Raw genomic sequence first — 19,093 nt, forward strand, 5'->3', positions numbered from 1 at the left:
GGGTGCATAGCTCAGCTGGATAGAGCAACGCCCTTCTAAGGCGTGTGTCCGGGGTTCGAATCCCTGTGCGCTCACCAATCGTAAAAGGAGTTTCACATTTGTGAAGCTCTTTTTTTTATATTAAAAAAGTATTTTATATATAAATTGAATATAGCTTGATTAATATAGTATAATACATATTGTAAGCAATTTAAGTATTATAAACAGGAGGAAAATACTGTGTTTAATATAGATTCTTTTTGGCAAGGTTTTGTTAGTTTAGCAAGTAATGTAAATATACCAGACATAGTAGATATAGCAATCGTTACCTATATCTTTTATAAAGTATATACTTTTATAAAGGATACTAGGGCAGAGCAAGTTTTGAAAGGAATGTTATTTCTTTTAGTGGCGACTAAAGTCAGTGAAATATTTAATTTACATACATTATACTGGATGTTAGAAAATACTCTAACAGTAGGTTTAATTGCAGTCCTTATAATATTCCAACCAGAGCTTAGATCTGGACTTGAATATATAGGAAGGACTAAATTTACTTTTTTAGGTAAAAATAATTATACTATATCAGAGGATCAGCTTAAAAAAGATATAGAAGAAATAGTTGAGTGTCTATACTCATTATCAAGACAAAAAATAGGTGCCCTTATAATAATGGAAAGAGATACTAGAATAGGGGAAGTTATAAATACTGGAACTATAATTGATGCTGAGATATCTAGACAGTTATTAATAAATATATTTATACCTAATACACCTCTTCATGACGGGGCGGTTGTTATTAGAGATGGAAAAGTTAAGGCGGCAGCATGCTTCTTACCACTTACTGAAAGTAAGGACTTAAGTAAAGATTTAGGGACAAGACATAGAGCAGCCATAGGTGTAAGTGAAATTTCGGATTGTTTATCACTTATAGTATCAGAAGAAACAGGAGCAGTATCAATAGCTAAGTCAGGAAAATTATATAGAAATATGACTAAAGAAAGATTAACTAATATATTACGAAGCAATTTAAAATCTAGTGATCAAGATCAAGAAAAAGGCTTTTTAAAAGGTGGTATATTTAGATGAAAAATAGATTAAAAAATAATACTAAAATAAAGTTAATATCATTGCTAAGTGCATTAGTGCTATGGTTATATGTTATGACAGTAGAAGATCCAGTAGAAACTAGAACATTTAGTGATATACCTGTAACAATTACGAACATGAGTGTACTAGAGGAAAGAGGGTTAACAATATATCCAAAAGAGGAATTACTTGCAGATATATCTATAAGAGCTAACTTATCAAGTTTAAGACCTATAAATAGAGATAACATATACATTTATGGAAGGCTAGATGATCCTAAAGAAGGAAAAAATGTAGTGTATTTACAAGCTAACTTACCTGAGCGTGTAAATAAGTATGACATCAAGCCAAATGTAATAACATTAGATTTAGAAAAAGTAGTGAATGAGAAAAGAAGTATATCTGTAGATGTTGAAGGAGAACCAAAAATTAATATTGATAATATAGAGACAAATAAGAAGACTGTGGATGTAAGTGGACCTAGAACTCTTGTTAATAAGGTTACTAGTATCAAAGCTACTTTAGATGCATCTGATAAATATAAAGACTTTTCAACTAAGTTAAAATTAGTTCCAGTAGATGCTAATGGAGATGCAGTTAAAGGTGTTAAATTAGATGACAATTTTGTTGTAGCAACAGTAAAATTTTTACAAGAAAAGGTAGTTCCAGTTAAGTTAGTATTTGATGAGAGTGTATCTAATCAATCTAATTTAGAAAACTATTCTATAAATCCAAAGGATATAACTATAGAAGGAAAGAAAGAAGCACTAGACAATATCAATGGTATAGACACAAAACCTATAACTGCTAATGATTTGAAAAACAATAATAGTATAGATGTAGCGTTGGATATACCTAAAGATGTAAAAATTAAAAATAATATCTCAAGTATCAAATTGAACATAAATAAAAATATAACAAGCGAGTTTCTAATTTCAAAATCTGATATAGAAATTGTTTCAAAAGAAAGTGAAACTGGAAAAGAGGTCGATTTAAGTAAAATTCCAGAAAACATAAAAATAACAGTTAGTTATTCTGATGAGATAAAGGATTTAAGCCAAAAAGATATACAATTATATATAGATATGGCGGATACATCTCAAGGTGAAGGTAAATACCCTATAAAATATAAAAGTAAATATGATTTTAAAGATGTGCAAATAGAACCTAAAATAGTAGAAATATAGCGAAAAATAAGAGGATGTAACAAAAATTAGTAAGTTAAATAAATAATTTTTGTTGCATCTTTTTTATTTTAGATATATGATAAAAATGTGAAGGAAAACAATTTCATAGATATCTTAAATAAAATGGGGTGACGTTTTGAGAAGCTTTAATGATGTAATAAAATACGCAAAAGAAAGAGGGCCTAAAATCATATCAGTTGCTTGCTCTCAAGATAAAGAAGTTTTAATTGCTGTTGATATGGCGAAAAAAGAGGGAATAGCTAATGCAATATTAGTTGGAGATATAGAAAAAACAAAAGAGATAGCGAAGGAATTAAATATAGATTTAGATGGATATGAGTTAATAGATGAAAAAGACTTAGCTCAAGCATCTTTAAAAGCGGTTAGTTTAGTATCTGAAGGTAAAGCAGATATGGTAATGAAGGGGTTAGTGGACACATCAATAATATTAAAGGCAGTTTTAAATAAAGAAGTCGGATTAAGAACAGGAAATATATTAAGTCATGTTGCTGTTTTTGATGTTAAAGGATATGATAGACTTTTCTTTATAACAGATGCTGCTATGAACTTATCACCAGATCTTCAAGGTAAAAAACAAATTATAGAAAACGCTTGCGTAGTTGCGCACGCACTAGATATAGAAAATCCAAAAGTAGCGGCTATTTGTGCTAAAGAGAAAGTAAATCCTAAGATGCAAGATACTGTAGATGCAAAGGATTTAGAAGAAATGTGTGCAAATGGAGATATAAAAGGATGTATAGTAGGGGGACCGTTTGCTTTAGATAACGCTGTTTCAGAAGAAGCTGCAAAACATAAAGGAATGAGTCATCCGATAGCAGGAAAAGCAGATATATTGCTAGCTCCAGATATAGAAGCTGGAAATATACTATATAAATCATTAGTATTCTTCTCTGAAACAAAGAATGCAGGAGTTATAGTAGGGGCTAAGGCACCAATAATATTAACTTCAAGAGCTGATAGTGAAGAGACTAAGCTAAACTCTATAGCATTAGGAGTTTTAATGGCTGCAAAAGTTAAATAGATGAATATACAGGGGGCTTAATATGGAAAATTTATTTAAAATACTAACGATAAATCCAGGATCAACATCAACTAAGATAGCAGTTTTTGAAAATGAAAATTTATTATTTGAAAAGACATTAAGACATTCATCAGAAGAAATTGGACAATATGAAAAAATATCAGATCAATTTGAATTCAGAAAAAAGGTTATAGAAGATGCATTATTAGAAGGTGGAATAAATGTATCAGACTTAAATGCTGTAGTAGGTAGAGGTGGACTTTTAAAACCTATAACAGGTGGTACATACAGTGTAGATGAAGATATGATGGAAGATTTAAAAGTAGGAGTATTAGGAGAACATGCATCTAACTTAGGAGGCCTAATAGCTAAAGAAATAGGTGATAGTGTAGGAGTGCCTTCATATATAGTAGATCCAGTTGTAGTGGACGAGTTACATGATGTAGCAAGAATATCAGGTATACCAGAAATATCAAGAAAAAGTATATTCCACGCACTAAATCAAAAAGCTACTGCAAGAAGAGCTGCTAAAGATTTAGATAAGAAGTATGAAGATTGTAATTTTATAGTTGCTCATATGGGTGGAGGAATTTCAGTTGGAGCTCATAAAAAAGGTTCAGTTATAGATGTTGCAAATGCTTTAGATGGAGAAGGTCCTTTTTCTCCAGAAAGAAGTGGGGGTCTTCCAGTAGGAGACTTAGTAAAAATGTGTTTTAGTGGAGAATATTCACTTGATGATATAAAGAAAAGAATAAAAGGCAATGGAGGTTTAGTAGCATACTTAAATACTAATGATGGTAGAGAAGTAGAATCTATGATTGCTGAAGGAAATGATAAAGCTAAATTAGTTTATGAAGCGATGGCATACCAAGTTGCTAAAGAGATAGGAGCTTGTGCATCAGTATTAAATGGAGATGTAGACGCAGTTTTATTAACTGGAGGAATAGCTTACTCAAATATGTTTACGAACATGATAATTGATAAAGTTAAATTTATAGCTGAGGTAAAGGTTTACCCAGGGGAAGATGAAATGATAGCATTAGCTCAAGGTGGTCTTAGAGTTCTAAATAAAGAAGAAGAAGCCAAAGTTTATGGAAAAGAATTAGCTACTGCTAATACATTATAAAAGGTGATTATATGATAAAAAATGACAAGAGGATTAGAATCATTATAGGTCATTATGGTAGTGGCAAAAGTGAGTTTTCTATGAATTATGTAACAAAGCTTAGAGACCTTACTGATGCTAAAGTTGCGATATCAGATCTTGATATTGTAAACGTTTACTTTAGGACTAGAGAAAAAAGAGATTTTTTACAATCTAAAAATATAATGCCTATAGATAGTTCAATACAAGCAACTTCATTAGATTTACCAGCTGTATCAGCTCAAGTTACAGCGCCTTTAACAGATAAATCGTATGATTATGTAATTGATGTAGGCGGAGATGATGTAGGGGCTAGAGTCTTAGGTAGATTTAGTCATCTTGTAGAAAAAGACGATTATGATATGTTTTGCGTGGTTAATGCAAATAGAGAGCAGACTCAAACTACGAGTGATGTGATAAATCATATTCGAGCTATAGAAAATTCATCAAAATTAAAAGTAACAGGACTTATAAATAATACACATTTAGTTAGAGAAACTACTATAGAAGATATCCTAAAAGGACAAGAACTAGTTAAAGAAGTTTCAAATATAACTAATATACCAATAAAGTATGTTACTTGTTTAGAAAGCTTAATACCTCAACTTCCAACAAACTTAGATGGGGATGTATTTCCAATAAATTTATACATGAGAGAATGTTGGATGTAAAATGAGGTTTAAATATATACAGTTCAAGGAGGCTAATTAAAATGGCTAAGGGAAAAGTTACTTTTGACCAAGACTTATGTAAAGGGTGTGCACTTTGTGTTTCAGCATGTCCAGTTAAGATTGTAGAAATAGACAAGGCTACAATAAACAAAAAAGGATATAATCCAGCTTCTGTTTCTGATATGGATAAATGCGTAGGATGTGCAAACTGTGCAACTATGTGTCCAGATGCAGTTATAACAGTAGAGAGAGACTAAATACAAACTTAAGGGGGAATTAAAATGGCTAAGATACTTATGAAGGGTAACGAAGCAATAGGGAAAGCAGCTATGGAAGCTGGCTGTAAGTATTTCTTTGGTTATCCAATAACACCACAAAACGAGTTACCAGAATATATGTCTAGAGAACTACCAAAAAATGGAGGAGCTTTTGTTCAAGCAGAATCAGAAGTATCTGCGATAAATATGGTTTATGGAGCAGCAGGAGCAGGTGCTAGAGTTATGACATCTTCATCTTCGCCAGGAATAGCTTTAAAACAAGAAGGTATAACATACGCAGCAGGAGCAGAGCTTCCATGTGTTGTTGTTAATATAATGAGAGGTGGTCCGGGACTTGGAGGAATACAACCATCTCAATCTGACTACTTTATGTCAACAAGAGGTGGAGGAAATGGAGATTATAGAACTCCAGTTTATGCACCAGCAACTGTTCAAGAAGCTGTTGATATGGTAATGGAAGCTTTTGAAGTTGCAGATTTTTATAGAACTCCAGTTATGGTAGTTGGAGATGGTATGATAGGTCAAATGATGGAACCAGTAGAATTTAATAAGCCTAAAACAAGAGAATTAGCTCCAAAAACTTGGGCTAGTGTTGGAACTAAAATGGAGAGAAAACCAAATATAATAAACTCTTTATACTTAGATCCAAAATCTCTAGAAGATCACTGTATAAATTTAGATGCTAAATATAAAGAAATAGAAAAAAATGAAACTGCATATGAAATGTACAAAACAGAGGATGCTGAAATAGTATTCGTAGCATACGGAACTACTTCAAGAATCGTTAAAAATACAATAGAAAGTTTAAGAGAAGAAGGTATAAAAGCAGGTCTTATAAGACCTAAAACTTTATGGCCATTCCCATTTGAAGCATTTAATCAAATACCAGAAGCTAAGAATTTATTAACAGTAGAAATGAGTACTGGACAAATGGTAGAGGATGTTAGACTAGCTATAGAAGGTAGATTACCTGTCCACTTCTATGGAAGAACAGGTGGTATGATACCATCACCAGCAGAAATAGCTGCAAAAGCTAAAGAAATAGTAGAACAATCTCAACAAGTTGCTATGGGAGGTGCTAGATAATGACACTTGTATTCAAGAAAACTCAAGGATTAACAGATAACCAAACACACTACTGTCCAGGATGTACACATGGTATAATCCATAGATTAGTAGGAGAAGTATTAGAAGAACTAGATGTATTAGGAGATACTATAGGGGTTGCTCCTGTTGGATGTTCAGTTTTAGCATACAATTACTTTAACTGTGACATGCAAGAGGCTTCTCATGGTAGAGCACCAGCTGTTGCTACAGGTATAAAAAGAGTTCATCCAGATAAAGTAGTATTTACTTATCAAGGAGATGGAGACTTAGCATCTATAGGAACTGCTGAGATAGTTCATGCTGCTGCAAGAGGAGAAAAATTTACAACAATATTTGTAAATAATGCTATATATGGTATGACAGGTGGCCAAATGGCTCCAACAACTTTATTAGGTCAAAAAGCTACTACAGCTCAAAGTGGAAGAGATATAAACTTACAAGGAGCTCCTATAAGAATGGTTGAAATGTTAGGAACTTTAGATAGAGCTGTATTTGTAGAGAGAGTTTCTGTAGATACTCCTGCTAATGTAAGAAAAGCTAAAAAAGCTATAAAGAAAGCTTTTGAAGTTCAATTAGCTGGATTAGGATTTGGTATAGTAGAAGTATTATCAACTTGTCCTACAAACTGGGGATTAACTCCTCAAGATTCATTACAATGGCTAAGAGATAATATGATGCCATACTATCCAATAGGAAATATTAAAGATGTTAAAGTTGAGGAGGCGAAGTAATATGGCTACAGAAAGAGTAATATGTGCAGGATTTGGTGGTCAAGGTGTTATGTCTATGGGACAATTACTTACTTATGCAGGAATGCTTGAGAAAAAGGAAGTTTCATGGTTACCATCATATGGACCAGAAATGCGTGGAGGAACTGCTAACTGTTCAGTAACAATTTCTGATACTCCAGTAGGATCACCAGTTATAACTGATGATGCAACTTGTGCTATAGTTATGAACTTACCTTCACTTGATAAATTTGAAAAAGATGTTGTTCCTGGGGGTAAAATACTAGTGAACAGTTCATTAATAGAGAAAAAAGTTGAAAGAACAGACGTAAAAACTTACTACATACAAGCTAATGAATTAGCTTTAGAACTTGGAAATCCAAGAGTTGCTAACATGATAATGTTAGGAGCATACTTAGAGTTAAATAAATGTGTGGAAGTAGATTCTGTATTAGAAGCATTTAAAAAAGTTTTCGGGCCAAGTAAAGAAAAATTTGTTCCATTAAACAAAGCAGCTTTACTAAAAGGTGCTGAAGCAGTTAAATCTCAAGAAGCGCTTGCATAATTGAAATATGTCATATTTAGTTAATTAAAGACAGAAAAAAGACAATGGTGTAAATACTATTGTCTTTTTTTGTGAAACATATTACAATAACAATTATGAACTAAAGACTATGATTGAACATAATATAAAACTGTGATATATTTAAAAGTCTTTATTGCTGGAAGGAGTTTTTTTGATGAGAAAATATTTTGGAACTGACGGAGTAAGAGGAATAGCCAATACAGAACTTAACTGTGATCTAGCGTATAAGCTAGGTAGAGCAGGTGGGTATGTTTTAACTAAAGGGAAAGATAAAGTTAAGGTTGTAGTTGGTAAAGATACTAGAGTATCTGGAGATATGCTAGAATCAGCTCTTATAGCTGGACTTATGTCAGTTGGATGTGATATTATAACTGTTGGTGTAATACCAACTCCAGGAGTAGCATATTTGACTAAACACTACAATGCAGATTGTGGAGTAGTTATATCAGCATCTCATAACCCAGTAGAATATAATGGAATAAAATTCTTTAATGAACATGGATATAAACTTGATGATTCTATTGAACTTGAAATAGAGTCATATATAGATGATATAGAAAAAGTAGAAGTACATCCAACAGGAGATAAAGTTGGTAAAAAGATACACGAACATGATGCTGTAAGAGATTATGTTGATTACTTAAAGACTATAGTAAATATAGATTTTAATGGATTAAAAGTTGTATTAGATTGTGCTAATGGAGCTGCATACAAAGTTGCGCCAATGGTGTTTGAAGAGTTAGGAGCAGATGTTGTAGCTATAAACAATACGCCAGATGGAAATAATATAAATGATAAATGCGGATCAACACATCCAGAGGGTCTTCAAGAAGCTGTATTAAGAAATAATGCTGATTTAGGACTTGCATATGATGGAGATGCAGATAGATTAATAGCTGTAAATGAAAAGGGTCAAATTGTAGATGGTGACCATATAATGATACTAAGTGCAATATATATGAAAAAGCACAATAAGTTAGCTAAAGATACTTTAGTTGTTACAGTTATGAGTAATATAGGATTAGTTATAGCTGCAAAAGAAAATAACATAAATCTAGCAACAACAGCTGTAGGAGACAGATATGTTTTAGAGGAAATGAAAAACAGTGGATATAATTTAGGTGGAGAGCAATCAGGTCATATGATTTTCTTAGATTATAATACGACTGGAGATGGAACTTTAAGTTCTTTAGTTTTGGCTCAAATAGTTAAAGAAGAATGTAAAACTTTATCAGAACTTGCAGCAGTAATGAATCAATATCCACAAGTATTAGTTAATGCTAGAATAAAAAATGAAAATAAAAGTAGATATATGGAAATACCAGAAATTAAAGATGAAATAGAAAGAATAGAAAAACTAATGGATGGATGTGGAAGAGTCTTAATAAGACCATCAGGAACAGAGCCATTAGTAAGAGTTATGTTAGAGGGTAAAGATGAAGGTCAACTAAAAGAATTAGCTACAAATTTAGCTAATTTGATACAAGAGAAATTATCATAATTTCAGAAGTAAATACTAAGATTAAGTCTTAGTATTTACTTTGCAAGCGCCAGAACTTAGTAAAATCTAAGTTGACGAGGACAGAGTTAATCGAATTGTCGGCGGATACTCTGCGGTGTGTTTACCATCGTAAAGCTTTTACAAACCATATAAGTGATTATATGTACAAAAAAAAGTTTATGTAAACTGACCTGAATCTTAAAAATATATAAAAAATTAATATTTTTAGGAGGACACAAATTATGTGTGGTATAGTTGGATATTTAGGAAATAGAATGGCAACAGAAGTTTTGGTAGAAGGATTATCAAAGCTTGAATACAGAGGGTATGATTCTGCAGGTGTTGCTGTAAATACAGGAAATGAGTTAGAAATAAGAAAGTTTAAAGGAAGATTAGCTGTTTTAGCAGAGGATCTAGAAAAGAACCCTATAAATGGAGGTTTAGGAATAGGACATACAAGATGGGCAACTCATGGAGAGCCATCAGATGTTAATTCACATCCTCACTTTAATATGGATAGAACAATAGCTGTAGTTCACAATGGAATTATAGAAAACTATATGGAATTAAAAGAAGAATTACAAGCTGAAGGTGTAAAATTCTTATCTCAAACAGATACAGAAGTAGTAGCACATTTAGTTGATAAATATTATGAAGGTAATTTATTAGATGCAGTATATAAAGCTACTCAAAGATTAAGAGGAGCATATGCACTAGGTGTTATATGTAAAGATAATAATCAAGAATTAGTATCAGTTAGAAAAGATAGTCCTTTAGTTGTGGGACTTGGAGATGGAGAAAACTTTATAGCATCAGATATACCTGCAATATTAAAATATACAAGAAATGTATATTTCTTAGAAAATGGTGAATTTGTTCATATAGTAGGAGATAAAGTTACTATATTAAATGAAAATAGAGAAGTAGTAAATAAAGAAGTTAATGAAATTACTTGGGATGTTGAAGCTGCATCTAAAGGTGGATACGAACATTTCATGTTAAAAGAAATATATGAACAACCTAATGGAGTAAAAGAAACATTAGTAAGAAGATTAAATGAAAACGGAGAAATTCATTTAGATGATATAAAAATGACTAAAGAAGATTTAGATAATATAAATAGAGTTTATATAGTAGCATGTGGAACTGCTTATCATGCTGGACTTATAGGAAAATTCGCTATAGAAAAATTTGCTAAGATACCAGTTATAACAGATATAGCATCAGAATTTAGATATAGAGATCCATTTATAGATGATAAGACACTATTAATATTAGTAAGTCAATCAGGAGAAACTGCAGACACTTTAGCTTCTTTAAGATATGCTAAAGAAAGAGGAGCTAGAATATTATCAGTAACTAACGTTGTTGGATCTTCAATTGCAAGGGAATCAGATGATGTATTCTATACTTGGGCAGGACCTGAAATATCAGTTGCATCAACTAAGGCATATACAACTCAATTAGTATCATTCTATATGATAGCTTTAGACTTTGCTATAAAGAAAGGTACTATAACTAGAGAATACTATAATGAAATGATAGAAAAACTAAAAGAAATGCCTTCAAAGGTTGAAGAAGCATTAAAACAAGAAGATCATATAAAAGAAATTGCTAAAACTTTAAAAGAAAAGCATAGTGCATTCTACTTAGGTAGAGGATTAGATTATAATATAGCTATGGAAGGTGCTTTAAAAATAAAAGAAATATCATATATCCATGCAGAAGCATTTGCTGCAGGTGAGTTAAAGCATGGAACTATAGCATTAATAGAAAAAGGAACTCCTGTAGTTGCTATAGCTTCTCAAGGCGAGTTATTTGAAAAAATGGTTTCTAACATGGAAGAAGTTAGAGCAAGAGGAGCATATGTAATTGCTGTAGCTCAAGAGAAAAATAAAGAAGTTGAGAAATCTGCTGATGAAGTGATATATATACCTAATGTTGAGGATGTATTATCAAGTATATTAACAGTTTTACCACTTCAATTACTATCTTACTATGTTGCAGTTGAAAGAGGTTGTGATGTAGATAAGCCAAGAAACTTAGCTAAATCAGTTACTGTTGAATAATAAAAATCAAAGGTGATATCTCGATTTTATATTGAGAATCACCTTTTTAAACTTTATATATAATTTTATATATAATACTAATTTAAGATACTGACTAATTAACTAAAACTTAAAAATAGTGATTTGAAGCTTTTGAGAGTATAAGATAGGGTAAATCCAGATGAAACTCATACGAAAGCTTAAAAGCGCCAAATTCAGCCTCTAATGCGCAATTAAATATATTTCATAATGAATTGAGAAGCGAAGAACTATATCCTATATGTGGGCATCTTGGATATATGGAGTTAATGATGCAACCGGCTACACTTAAAATATAAGTATAGCTTTTTTATTGTGTAAAATTATATATAATTTAATATGTATAGAAAAAATTATAATAATATATTAAAATATTTTTGGAATCATGAATAGTATAACCAACCAATTTTTGTTAATACTTTATAGTATAAAACTGGAAATATGGGGAGGTAATACTATGAAAAAAATATTAGTGAGTATAAGTTTGATATTTATATTTTTATTAGGGATAGTTTTGTTCTATGGAGAATCAGAAGCTGAAATAAAGAATAATGGATATAATCAACTAGTAAATACTTTTGAAAGTATAGATAGTAATTTTAAATTTTATAATATGAAAGCTAATGCATATTTAGATAAATCTTTAGAAAAAGAAGAGATGAAAAATATTTGCATGGAAATAATTTCTAACTTAGGGCTTGAGGAATCTAATTTAAAATGGATTGAAAGTAAAAAGGATACTCAAACTCAAGTATATGCACAGATAGATGAAAAAGATAGAAATATATCTATCATTGTCGCTAATAAAGGTAAAAATGAGTCATATATTATAGTTGACATATTAGAAAATAAAGTATATAAAGATATAGTGGATATTTATACAGTTGTAGAAAATACTCTAAATTTGTATTGCAAAAAAGTCGATATTTATACATGTATGGCTGGAGAGTATAAAAAAAAGTTACAACTACACAAATATGATGATATTTTGAAAAAAATATTATATAATATGAATGCTAAAGAAATAGACAGGGTTGAAGAAGAAAATTTTATGTCGGTAACAGCTTTTAGTAAATTGATTAAAACTGATTACCTTGAATATTTGGGAAATAAGGTAAATTTAAATATAGGAATTAGGTATAGCGAAAACGAAGAAAAAACCATGATTTATGTAGCTACACCTATAATAAAATTAGATTATTAGTGTGAGGAGAAAAGTGAAATGGCAAAAATTTTAGTTAAGAAGAGTAATCCACTTGTAGGAAGTGTTAAAATAGATGGGGCAAAAAATGCAGTATTACCAATAATAGCAGCAACTTTATTAGCGGATGGAAAATCAGTGTTAAAAGGGGTTCCTAACTTAAAAGATGTACATGTAATATCTGACTTATTAAGACATTTAGGTGCTGAGGTTGAATATAAGGATTGTACATTAACAGTAGATGCAAGTAATATAAAGACTTGTGAAGCTCCATATGAGCTTGTAAGAAAGATGAGAGCATCATTCTTAGTAATGGGACCGCTACTTGCTAGATTTAACCATACAAAGATATCTATGCCAGGAGGATGTGCAATAGGAACTAGACCTATAGATTTACATCTAAAAGGATTTAAGGCATTAGGAGCTAATGTAATAATAGATCATGGATTTGTGGAGGCTAATACGGAGAAATTAGTAGGAAGCAAGTTATACTTAGACTTCCCATCAGTAGGAGCTACAGAAAATATAATGATGGCTGCTGCTTTAGCAGAAGGTACTACTATAGTGGAAAATGCTGCAGAAGAACCAGAAATAGTTGATTTAGCAAACTTCTTAAATGAAATGGGAGCTGACGTAAAAGGGGCAGGAACTAACACAATAAGAATAAAAGGAGTTAAGGCACTTAAAGGTGCTGAACATACAGTTATACCAGATAGAATAGAAGCGGCTACATACATGGTTGCAGCAGCTATGACAAAAGGAGATATAACTATAGACAATGTAATTATGGAACATTTAAAGCCTGTTGTAGCTAAATTAAAAGAGGCTGGATGTGAAATAATAGATATGGATAATTCTGTGAGAGTCAAAGGACCTGAGGTATTAAAGCCAATAGATATCAAGACATTACCACACCCAGGATTCCCAACAGATGTTCAAGCTCAATTTATGGCTATGGCTACTGTAGCAAATGGAACGGGAGTAGTTATAGAAACTGTATTTGAAAATAGATTTATGCACGTTGCAGAGTTCAACAGAATGGGCGCTAATATAAAAATAGAAGGTAGAAGTGCTATTGTTTCAGGTGTAGATCAATTACATGGATCAACAGTAAAAGCAACAGATTTAAGAGCTGGAGCTGCGTTAATTTTATGTGGACTTATAGCTGAAGGAGTAACTGAAATAGGAGATATATATCATATACAAAGAGGATATGTAGACATAGATAAGAAGATACAAGCATTAGGTGGAAATATAGAAATAATTGAAGACTAATAATTAGTCATAATTAACACGGGTTTTTCATAAAATTTATGGATTAGAAGTATTTATCCAAGGAGGAAAATTTTATGAAAAACCCATTGTTAGTTTTAGCTAGTACTGTTTTGGTAACTGCGGCGATACCTATTTGCGTATCTATATTTGCATATAGCTCAGACTCAAAGCCGGATATAGTACCACATATCCAAAATAAGTTGAAAATTGAAACTAAGCTAAAAATTAATAAAAAGAAAAGTGTTAAAAATTATGAAACTATAGATAAGGAATCACCTAAAATAAAGGTTTATAATCACAAAAAAGGAATAGTGGAGACTATAGACATAGAAGATTATTTATGTGGAGTTCTTGCAGGGGAAATGTCTGCAGAGTTTGATAAAGAGGCTTTAAAGGCGCAAGCAGTAGCTGCTAGAACATTTACAGTATATAGTGAAAAAACTGGTAAGCATAAAAATGCAGCTGTATGTACAGATTATAAGCATTGTCAGGAATATAAAAGTAAATCAGAATTACTAAGTAAAAATGGCCAAGCTTGGATGGATAAATTTTATACAAAAATAGAACAAGCTGTGAAAGATACTAAGGGTCAAATTATAGTATATGAAGATGAGCCAATTTTACCATTATACTTTTCTACATCATCAGGAAATACAGAAAATAGTGAAGAGGTATTTAGTACTAAATATCCATATTTGAGATCTGTAGATAGTCCTTATGATAAAAATGCCCCTAAATATGCATCTAATGTTAAGATAAATAATTCCGACTTTATAAACACACTAAGAAAAGGTTATCCTAATATGTCGATTTCTAATGATAAATTATCAAAACAAGTTAGTATAGAAGAAAGAAGTAAAGGTGGATCGGTTGAGAAGATAAAAGTTGGAAATAAAGAAATATCAGGCCGTGACATAAGGAGTTTATTTAATTTAAATTCCGCTAACTTTGATTTGAAGTTTAATAAAGATTATGTAGATATTATTGTAAAAGGATATGGTCATGGTGTAGGTATGAGCCAATGGGGAGCAGAAGGAATGGCTAAGGATGGTTATAAATATTATGAAATATTAGAACATTATTATTCAGATATCAATATTAAAGATACATATTAAAAACTCTAAACTAACTTGATTTGCAAGTTAGTTTAGAGTTTTTTTGTATTTCAAGAATTAAATAAAATAAAAAATGGAAGTAATATTAATTTATTTATATATAGTGAAAAATTAATATTTAAAACATGAAAATAAAATAAATATAAAAGAATAAAAATTGTATAAAAATAACAAATAAGGTACAAAATACAAATGTATGAATATATTTGGAGGTGCGTCATGAAAAAGAAAAAACTATTAGAGAAAGATGGTTTTTACTTAGCCTTATTTGTATGTGTTTGTTTAGTAGCAATTGGAGGTATTTGGTTTACTAAAAATAGTGTGGATGATTTAGCTTCAAAAAACGGTTTTTTAGATAATCAAAATAAAGTGGCAAAAGGTGATGAAGAAGGCGAAATTCACCTAATAGAAAAAGATGATAAAACTGTGCCAACAGCTACCGATTCAAAAGAAAACTTAGATAAGGTAAAAGAAAAAGAAGTTGTTAAAAAGGAAGAAACTAAAATAAACTATCTAGGAGAAAAAGTGACTAGAGAGTATTCAGAAAAAGAGCCTAGTTACTCAAGTACATTAGATGTATGGGAAATACATAAAGCATTAGATGTACAAGCTAAAAAAGGAAGTAAGGTAAAATCAGTTGTTAATGGTAAAGTAACAGATGTATTTAAAGATGACCAACATGGAGTATCTGTAAAAGTGGAATCTAAAGATAAAGTAGCTGTTGTTTATTCAAACTTAGATGACAAAGTATCTGTTAAAAAAGGTCAAGAAGTTAAAGACGGAGATGTAATAGGAAAAGTTGGTAATACTACTAGTGTAGAAAGTTTAGAAGGTGCACACGTGCATGTAACTGCAACAAAAGATGGTAAATCTATAGACCCTATGACGTTAATTAAATAAAAAATTCGCTTTGCTCATGTCGCCAACGACCTTAAAAAACAGGTCCGTTGCTTAAGTGTATAAGTTGGAAATTATGAATATAATTTCCTAAGAATTAAAAAATATAACGAGCTTAATCAAATTTGATTAAGCTTGTTATATTTTTTTGTTTTTTTACATATATATCACTAAGGTAGGATTTAAGGGGGGGAAGCTTTGAGATCGCATATAGAGGAAAGAGCTATAGTTGTAGCAAAGTATATATTAGAAAAGAAAACAACAGTTAGACAAACTGCTAAAACATTTGGCGTAAGTAAAAGTACTATACACAAAGATGTAACTGAACGATTGGAAGAAATTAATCCATCTCTTGCAAAAGAGGTTAAAATGGTTTTGGAAAAGAATAAATCTGAAAGGCATATAAGAGGGGGAATGGCAACAAAACAAAAATATGAAGTGAAGTGTAATAAAAATGTAGGTTAAAAAACCTACATTTTTTTCTTGACTAAAAACAAGTTTTTGTATATTTTGTATGTAGAGTGTTAAAATTAACGAAAAGTTTATATAAATTGAGAAGGAGTTGAATTTAATGACAAAAGGAGCGGATATAGGTATCGATTTAGGTACTGCAAATGTTCTTGTATATGTCGATGGAAGGGGTATTGTTGTAAAAGAACCTTCTGTTGTAGCAATAGATAAAAAGTCACAAACTGTTTTAGCTGTAGGTGATGAAGCTAGAAAGATGATAGGGAGAACACCAGGAAATATAGTAGCTATAAGACCTTTAAAAGATGGAGTAATATCTGATTATAATATTACTGAAAAAATGTTAACATATTATGTAGACAAAGTGGTAGACAAGAAAGGTTTTTCACGATTTTTCATGCCTAGAATAATGGTGTGTGTACCAACGGGAGTTACAGAGGTAGAAAAGAGAGCTGTAGAGGAAGCTACAAGACAAGCTGGAGCTAGAGACGTTTATATAATAGAAGAACCTATAGCAGCGGCTATAGGGGCCGGATTAGATATATCTAAACCTGATGGTAATATGGTTGTTGATATAGGTGGAGGAACAGCAGATATAGCCGTAATATCTTTAGGAGGAGCGGTTGTAAGTGAATCTATAAGAATTGGTGGAGATAAATTTGATGAATATATAGTAAATTATATGAGAAAAAAACATAATTTACTTATAGGTGATAGAACTGCTGAACAAGTTAAAATTAATATTGGGACTGCATACCCTAGAGAAGAAGAAGTTACTATGGATGTAAAAGGTAGAAATTTAGTAACAGGACTTCCTCAAAAAATAACTATAGACTCAAAGGAAATGCTAGATGCTTTAGCAGATGGAGTTAACCAAATTGTTTCTACTGTTAGGTCTGTACTTGAAAAAACTCCTCCAGAACTTGCAGCAGATATAAGTGAAAGTGGAATAATAATGACAGGTGGAGGAGCTCTTTTATATGGACTAGACAAAAAAATAGAGGAAAGTACAGGTATGCAAGTTAAAATAGCTGAAGATCCTTTATCTTGTGTTGCGAAAGGGACAGGAGAGTCATTATCAGCTTTAGATATGTTAGAAACAGGTGGAACAGGTCTATTCAAAAGAAAAACTATAAAAGGAGAAGAATAATATGCTAAATATTGATCAAATAAAAGAATTAATACCTCATAGGTATCCATTTTTACTTGTAGATAAAGTTGTTGAACTTGAAGAAGGTAAAAGAGCTGTAGGGATAAAAAATGTAAGTGTTAATGAACCATTTTTCCAAGGACATTTTCCAGAATACCCTATAATGCCAGGAGTTCTAATAATAGAAGCTATGGCTCAAGTTGGAGCTGTAGCTATGATGTCTATAGATGAAAATAAAGGGAAACTAGGTGTGTTTGCAGGTATAGATAAAGTTAGATTTAAAAAAGAAGTTAGACCGGGAGATACATTAAGAATGGAAGTTGAAATGACTTCTTTAAGAAGAAATATAGGTAAGGCCAATGCAAGCGCATATGTTGATGGAGAATTAGTTTGTAGCGGAGAATTAATGTTTGCATTAGTTCAAAAATAAAGAAGCTGTCTTTTGACAGCTTCTTTATTTTTGAGTATAAGGGGATATATTGAAATCAGGTTGAAAGTATTAAGGATAATGCTATTATTTCAGCCATATCTAAAATAAAGCTTAGACGGATACTATTAAATGAAAACTTATTATTTTCGTCTACTTTATCAACAATACCAACGATAGAATAATTCCCAATTTCAGGAAGTTTCTTACCTACTCCCTTTCCGGGCAGGATAGGTCCTTTTCTTACTTGTAAATTTCCTATATTGCTTTTTGATCCTAGACAAGCATCTATAGCCAGAAAATTACCATTAACATGTTTTTTCTTTATAGACTGTAGGGATTCATATATATTTAAAGCATGAATAGGTTTATCTAAAGTACCATAAACAGGATATTTATAATTGCTGTTTTTTAACATCGTTCCAACTAAAGGGCCTAAAGAATCGCCTATAGCTCTATCTGTTCCTATACAAACTATAACCGTATTCTCATCAATTATATCTTTTAATGTATCACTAAGGATTTGAACAACATTATCTTTTTTATAGTTTACTTTAGCCAAATACATAGGAACATCCCCCCTTAAAATAAATATATGAGATCCTAAAGTAAAAAATAACATTTAAAATTTAAAGAAACATATTGATAAGAATCATTAATAATAGTATAATTAGTAAAGTAATAAAAAATTAATAAAATTTCTTAATTACCTTATTAAGAGAGGTGGAGGGACAGGCCCTGTGAAACCCAGCAACCATTCCGAAAGGAAAAGGTGCTAATTCCTACAAGATTTTATATCTTGAAAGATGAGGTTAGTTAATTATTGACGAATATAATTAACCTCTTCTTATAAAAAGAAGAGGTTTTTTTAATATCAAGAAAGACTATTCCAATTATGGATCTAAGGTAATAGAAAGAATTTTAATCTAAGGTTAAAAGATAAAAGGAGGAAACATTAATGGCAAAACATTTATTTACTTCAGAATCAGTTACAGAAGGGCATCCAGATAAAATATGTGATCAAATATCAGATGCAATACTAGATGCACTTTTAGAAAAAGATCCACAAGCTAGAGTTGCTTGCGAAACAACAGTTACAACAGGATTAGTATTAGTTGCAGGAGAAATAAGTACTAACACTTACGTTGATATACCTAAATT

20 protein-coding genes, 1 tRNA gene and 2 riboswitches are annotated in these 19,093 nt (G+C 31.1%); of the genes, 20 read left to right on the forward strand and 1 reads right to left on the reverse strand.

All coding sequences use genetic code 11. The features are described 5' to 3' along the window. The 19 genes from GFJ41_RS17040 (at position 1) to fabZ (ending at position 17,935) form a co-directional block, all read left to right on the forward strand. Positions 1–77, forward strand: a tRNA-Arg gene (locus tag GFJ41_RS17040). A gap of 142 nt (positions 78–219) precedes the next feature. After that, positions 220–1,068 carry a diadenylate cyclase CdaA gene (gene cdaA / locus GFJ41_RS17045; RefSeq protein WP_021428327.1) on the forward strand — a complete coding sequence of 283 codons (849 nt, stop codon included), beginning with the start codon at positions 220–222 and terminating at the stop codon, positions 1,066–1,068. After that, complete coding sequence (locus GFJ41_RS17050; protein ID WP_170075905.1) at positions 1,065–2,255, forward strand: CdaR family protein; 1,191 nt, start codon at positions 1,065–1,067, stop codon at positions 2,253–2,255. The genes cdaA and GFJ41_RS17050 overlap by 4 nt, the downstream gene beginning before the upstream one ends. A 136-nt stretch (positions 2,256–2,391) precedes the next feature. After that, entirely contained in the window at positions 2,392–3,297 is a 906-nt protein-coding gene (ptb, locus tag GFJ41_RS17055; protein WP_021428341.1) for a phosphate butyryltransferase, read from the forward strand. Between the two features lie 22 nt (positions 3,298–3,319). After that, entirely contained in the window at positions 3,320–4,423 is a 1,104-nt protein-coding gene (gene buk / locus GFJ41_RS17060; RefSeq protein WP_148551439.1) for a butyrate kinase, read from the forward strand. A gap of 11 nt (positions 4,424–4,434) precedes the next feature. Next, a complete protein-coding gene (locus GFJ41_RS17065; protein WP_021428245.1) occupies positions 4,435–5,112 on the forward strand; it encodes a hypothetical protein in 678 nt (225 codons plus the stop codon). 41 nt (positions 5,113–5,153) lie between these two features. Beyond that, entirely contained in the window at positions 5,154–5,369 is a 216-nt protein-coding gene (locus GFJ41_RS17070) for a 4Fe-4S binding protein (protein ID WP_021428297.1), read from the forward strand. Positions 5,370–5,393: 24 nt separating this feature from the next. Next, the gene (locus GFJ41_RS17075; RefSeq protein WP_021431551.1) at positions 5,394–6,476 is read left to right on the forward strand and encodes a 3-methyl-2-oxobutanoate dehydrogenase subunit VorB; all 1,083 of its coding nucleotides are present in this window, start codon (positions 5,394–5,396) and stop codon (positions 6,474–6,476) included. Continuing rightward, the gene (locus tag GFJ41_RS17080) at positions 6,476–7,228 is read left to right on the forward strand and encodes a thiamine pyrophosphate-dependent enzyme (protein WP_021428258.1); all 753 of its coding nucleotides are present in this window, start codon (positions 6,476–6,478) and stop codon (positions 7,226–7,228) included. Before GFJ41_RS17075 ends, GFJ41_RS17080 begins: the two co-directional genes overlap by 1 nt. 1 nt (position 7,229) lies before the next feature. Continuing rightward, positions 7,230–7,790, forward strand: coding sequence for a 2-oxoacid:ferredoxin oxidoreductase subunit gamma family protein (locus tag GFJ41_RS17085; protein ID WP_021428304.1), 561 nt, complete (start codon positions 7,230–7,232; stop codon positions 7,788–7,790). A 175-nt stretch (positions 7,791–7,965) separates the two neighbouring features. Continuing rightward, on the forward strand, positions 7,966–9,312 hold the full coding sequence (glmM, locus tag GFJ41_RS17090; protein WP_170075906.1) for a phosphoglucosamine mutase: 1,347 nt from the start codon (positions 7,966–7,968) through the stop codon (positions 9,310–9,312). Between the two features lie 242 nt (positions 9,313–9,554). Next, positions 9,555–11,381, forward strand: coding sequence for a glutamine--fructose-6-phosphate transaminase (isomerizing) (gene glmS, locus GFJ41_RS17095; protein ID WP_170075907.1), 1,827 nt, complete (start codon positions 9,555–9,557; stop codon positions 11,379–11,381). Between the two features lie 227 nt (positions 11,382–11,608). Beyond that, positions 11,609–11,692: riboswitch (cyclic di-GMP riboswitch) on the forward strand. 164 nt (positions 11,693–11,856) lie between these two features. Further along, positions 11,857–12,603, forward strand: coding sequence for a YwmB family TATA-box binding protein (locus tag GFJ41_RS17100; RefSeq protein WP_021428328.1), 747 nt, complete (start codon positions 11,857–11,859; stop codon positions 12,601–12,603). An 18-nt stretch (positions 12,604–12,621) separates the two neighbouring features. After that, positions 12,622–13,875 carry a UDP-N-acetylglucosamine 1-carboxyvinyltransferase gene (murA, locus tag GFJ41_RS17105; RefSeq protein ID WP_035117703.1) on the forward strand — a complete coding sequence of 418 codons (1,254 nt, stop codon included), beginning with the start codon at positions 12,622–12,624 and terminating at the stop codon, positions 13,873–13,875. A gap of 74 nt (positions 13,876–13,949) precedes the next feature. Beyond that, a complete protein-coding gene (spoIID, locus tag GFJ41_RS17110) occupies positions 13,950–14,990 on the forward strand; it encodes a stage II sporulation protein D (protein WP_021428308.1) in 1,041 nt (346 codons plus the stop codon). Positions 14,991–15,209: 219 nt separating this feature from the next. Next, entirely contained in the window at positions 15,210–15,890 is a 681-nt protein-coding gene (locus GFJ41_RS17115; protein WP_170075908.1) for a M23 family metallopeptidase, read from the forward strand. A gap of 195 nt (positions 15,891–16,085) precedes the next feature. Then, positions 16,086–16,352, forward strand: coding sequence for a sporulation transcriptional regulator SpoIIID (gene spoIIID, locus GFJ41_RS17120; protein WP_021428251.1), 267 nt, complete (start codon positions 16,086–16,088; stop codon positions 16,350–16,352). Positions 16,353–16,458: 106 nt separating this feature from the next. Further along, positions 16,459–17,505 carry a rod shape-determining protein gene (locus tag GFJ41_RS17125; RefSeq protein WP_170075909.1) on the forward strand — a complete coding sequence of 349 codons (1,047 nt, stop codon included), beginning with the start codon at positions 16,459–16,461 and terminating at the stop codon, positions 17,503–17,505. Position 17,506: 1 nt separating this feature from the next. Then, positions 17,507–17,935: a 3-hydroxyacyl-ACP dehydratase FabZ gene (gene fabZ, locus GFJ41_RS17130; protein WP_021431559.1), complete on the forward strand. Its 429-nt coding sequence runs from the start codon at positions 17,507–17,509 to the stop codon at positions 17,933–17,935. Between the two features lie 55 nt (positions 17,936–17,990). Here fabZ and yyaC read toward each other — a convergent pair whose 3' ends face one another. Next, on the reverse strand, positions 17,991–18,500 hold the full coding sequence (gene yyaC / locus GFJ41_RS17135) for a spore protease YyaC (protein WP_021428266.1): 510 nt from the start codon (positions 18,498–18,500) through the stop codon (positions 17,991–17,993). A 140-nt stretch (positions 18,501–18,640) separates the two neighbouring features. Continuing rightward, positions 18,641–18,745, forward strand: a riboswitch (SAM riboswitch). 145 nt (positions 18,746–18,890) lie between these two features. Here yyaC and GFJ41_RS17140 point away from each other — a divergent pair. Further along, a partial coding sequence (locus GFJ41_RS17140) for an S-adenosylmethionine synthetase N-terminal domain-containing protein (RefSeq protein ID WP_226890280.1) occupies positions 18,891–19,093 on the forward strand: 203 nt, incomplete at its 3' end.

It is taken from the genome of Paraclostridium dentum (assembly GCF_012922555.1).
GTDB lineage: Bacteria > Bacillota > Clostridia > Peptostreptococcales > Peptostreptococcaceae > Paraclostridium > Paraclostridium dentum.

What these genes read in the sequence shown, in the direction of transcription:
- GFJ41_RS17050 (WP_170075905.1), top strand. Translation starts at nt 1,065, where the DNA reads ATGAAAAATAGATTAAAAAATAATACTAAAATAAAGTTAATATCATTG.
- buk (WP_148551439.1), top strand. Translation starts at nt 3,320, where the DNA reads ATGGAAAATTTATTTAAAATACTAACGATAAATCCAGGATCAACATCA.
- GFJ41_RS17065 (WP_021428245.1), top strand. Translation starts at nt 4,435, where the DNA reads ATGATAAAAAATGACAAGAGGATTAGAATCATTATAGGTCATTATGGT.
- GFJ41_RS17070 (WP_021428297.1), top strand. Translation starts at nt 5,154, where the DNA reads ATGGCTAAGGGAAAAGTTACTTTTGACCAAGACTTATGTAAAGGGTGT.
- GFJ41_RS17075 (WP_021431551.1), top strand. Translation starts at nt 5,394, where the DNA reads ATGGCTAAGATACTTATGAAGGGTAACGAAGCAATAGGGAAAGCAGCT.
- GFJ41_RS17080 (WP_021428258.1), top strand. Translation starts at nt 6,476, where the DNA reads ATGACACTTGTATTCAAGAAAACTCAAGGATTAACAGATAACCAAACA.
- GFJ41_RS17085 (WP_021428304.1), top strand. Translation starts at nt 7,230, where the DNA reads ATGGCTACAGAAAGAGTAATATGTGCAGGATTTGGTGGTCAAGGTGTT.
- glmM (WP_170075906.1), top strand. Translation starts at nt 7,966, where the DNA reads ATGAGAAAATATTTTGGAACTGACGGAGTAAGAGGAATAGCCAATACA.
- glmS (WP_170075907.1), top strand. Translation starts at nt 9,555, where the DNA reads ATGTGTGGTATAGTTGGATATTTAGGAAATAGAATGGCAACAGAAGTT.
- GFJ41_RS17100 (WP_021428328.1), top strand. Translation starts at nt 11,857, where the DNA reads ATGAAAAAAATATTAGTGAGTATAAGTTTGATATTTATATTTTTATTA.
- murA (WP_035117703.1), top strand. Translation starts at nt 12,622, where the DNA reads ATGGCAAAAATTTTAGTTAAGAAGAGTAATCCACTTGTAGGAAGTGTT.
- spoIID (WP_021428308.1), top strand. Translation starts at nt 13,950, where the DNA reads ATGAAAAACCCATTGTTAGTTTTAGCTAGTACTGTTTTGGTAACTGCG.
- GFJ41_RS17115 (WP_170075908.1), top strand. Translation starts at nt 15,210, where the DNA reads ATGAAAAAGAAAAAACTATTAGAGAAAGATGGTTTTTACTTAGCCTTA.
- GFJ41_RS17125 (WP_170075909.1), top strand. Translation starts at nt 16,459, where the DNA reads ATGACAAAAGGAGCGGATATAGGTATCGATTTAGGTACTGCAAATGTT.
- fabZ (WP_021431559.1), top strand. Translation starts at nt 17,507, where the DNA reads ATGCTAAATATTGATCAAATAAAAGAATTAATACCTCATAGGTATCCA.
- yyaC (WP_021428266.1), bottom strand. Translation starts at nt 18,500, where the DNA reads ATGTATTTGGCTAAAGTAAACTATAAAAAAGATAATGTTGTTCAAATC.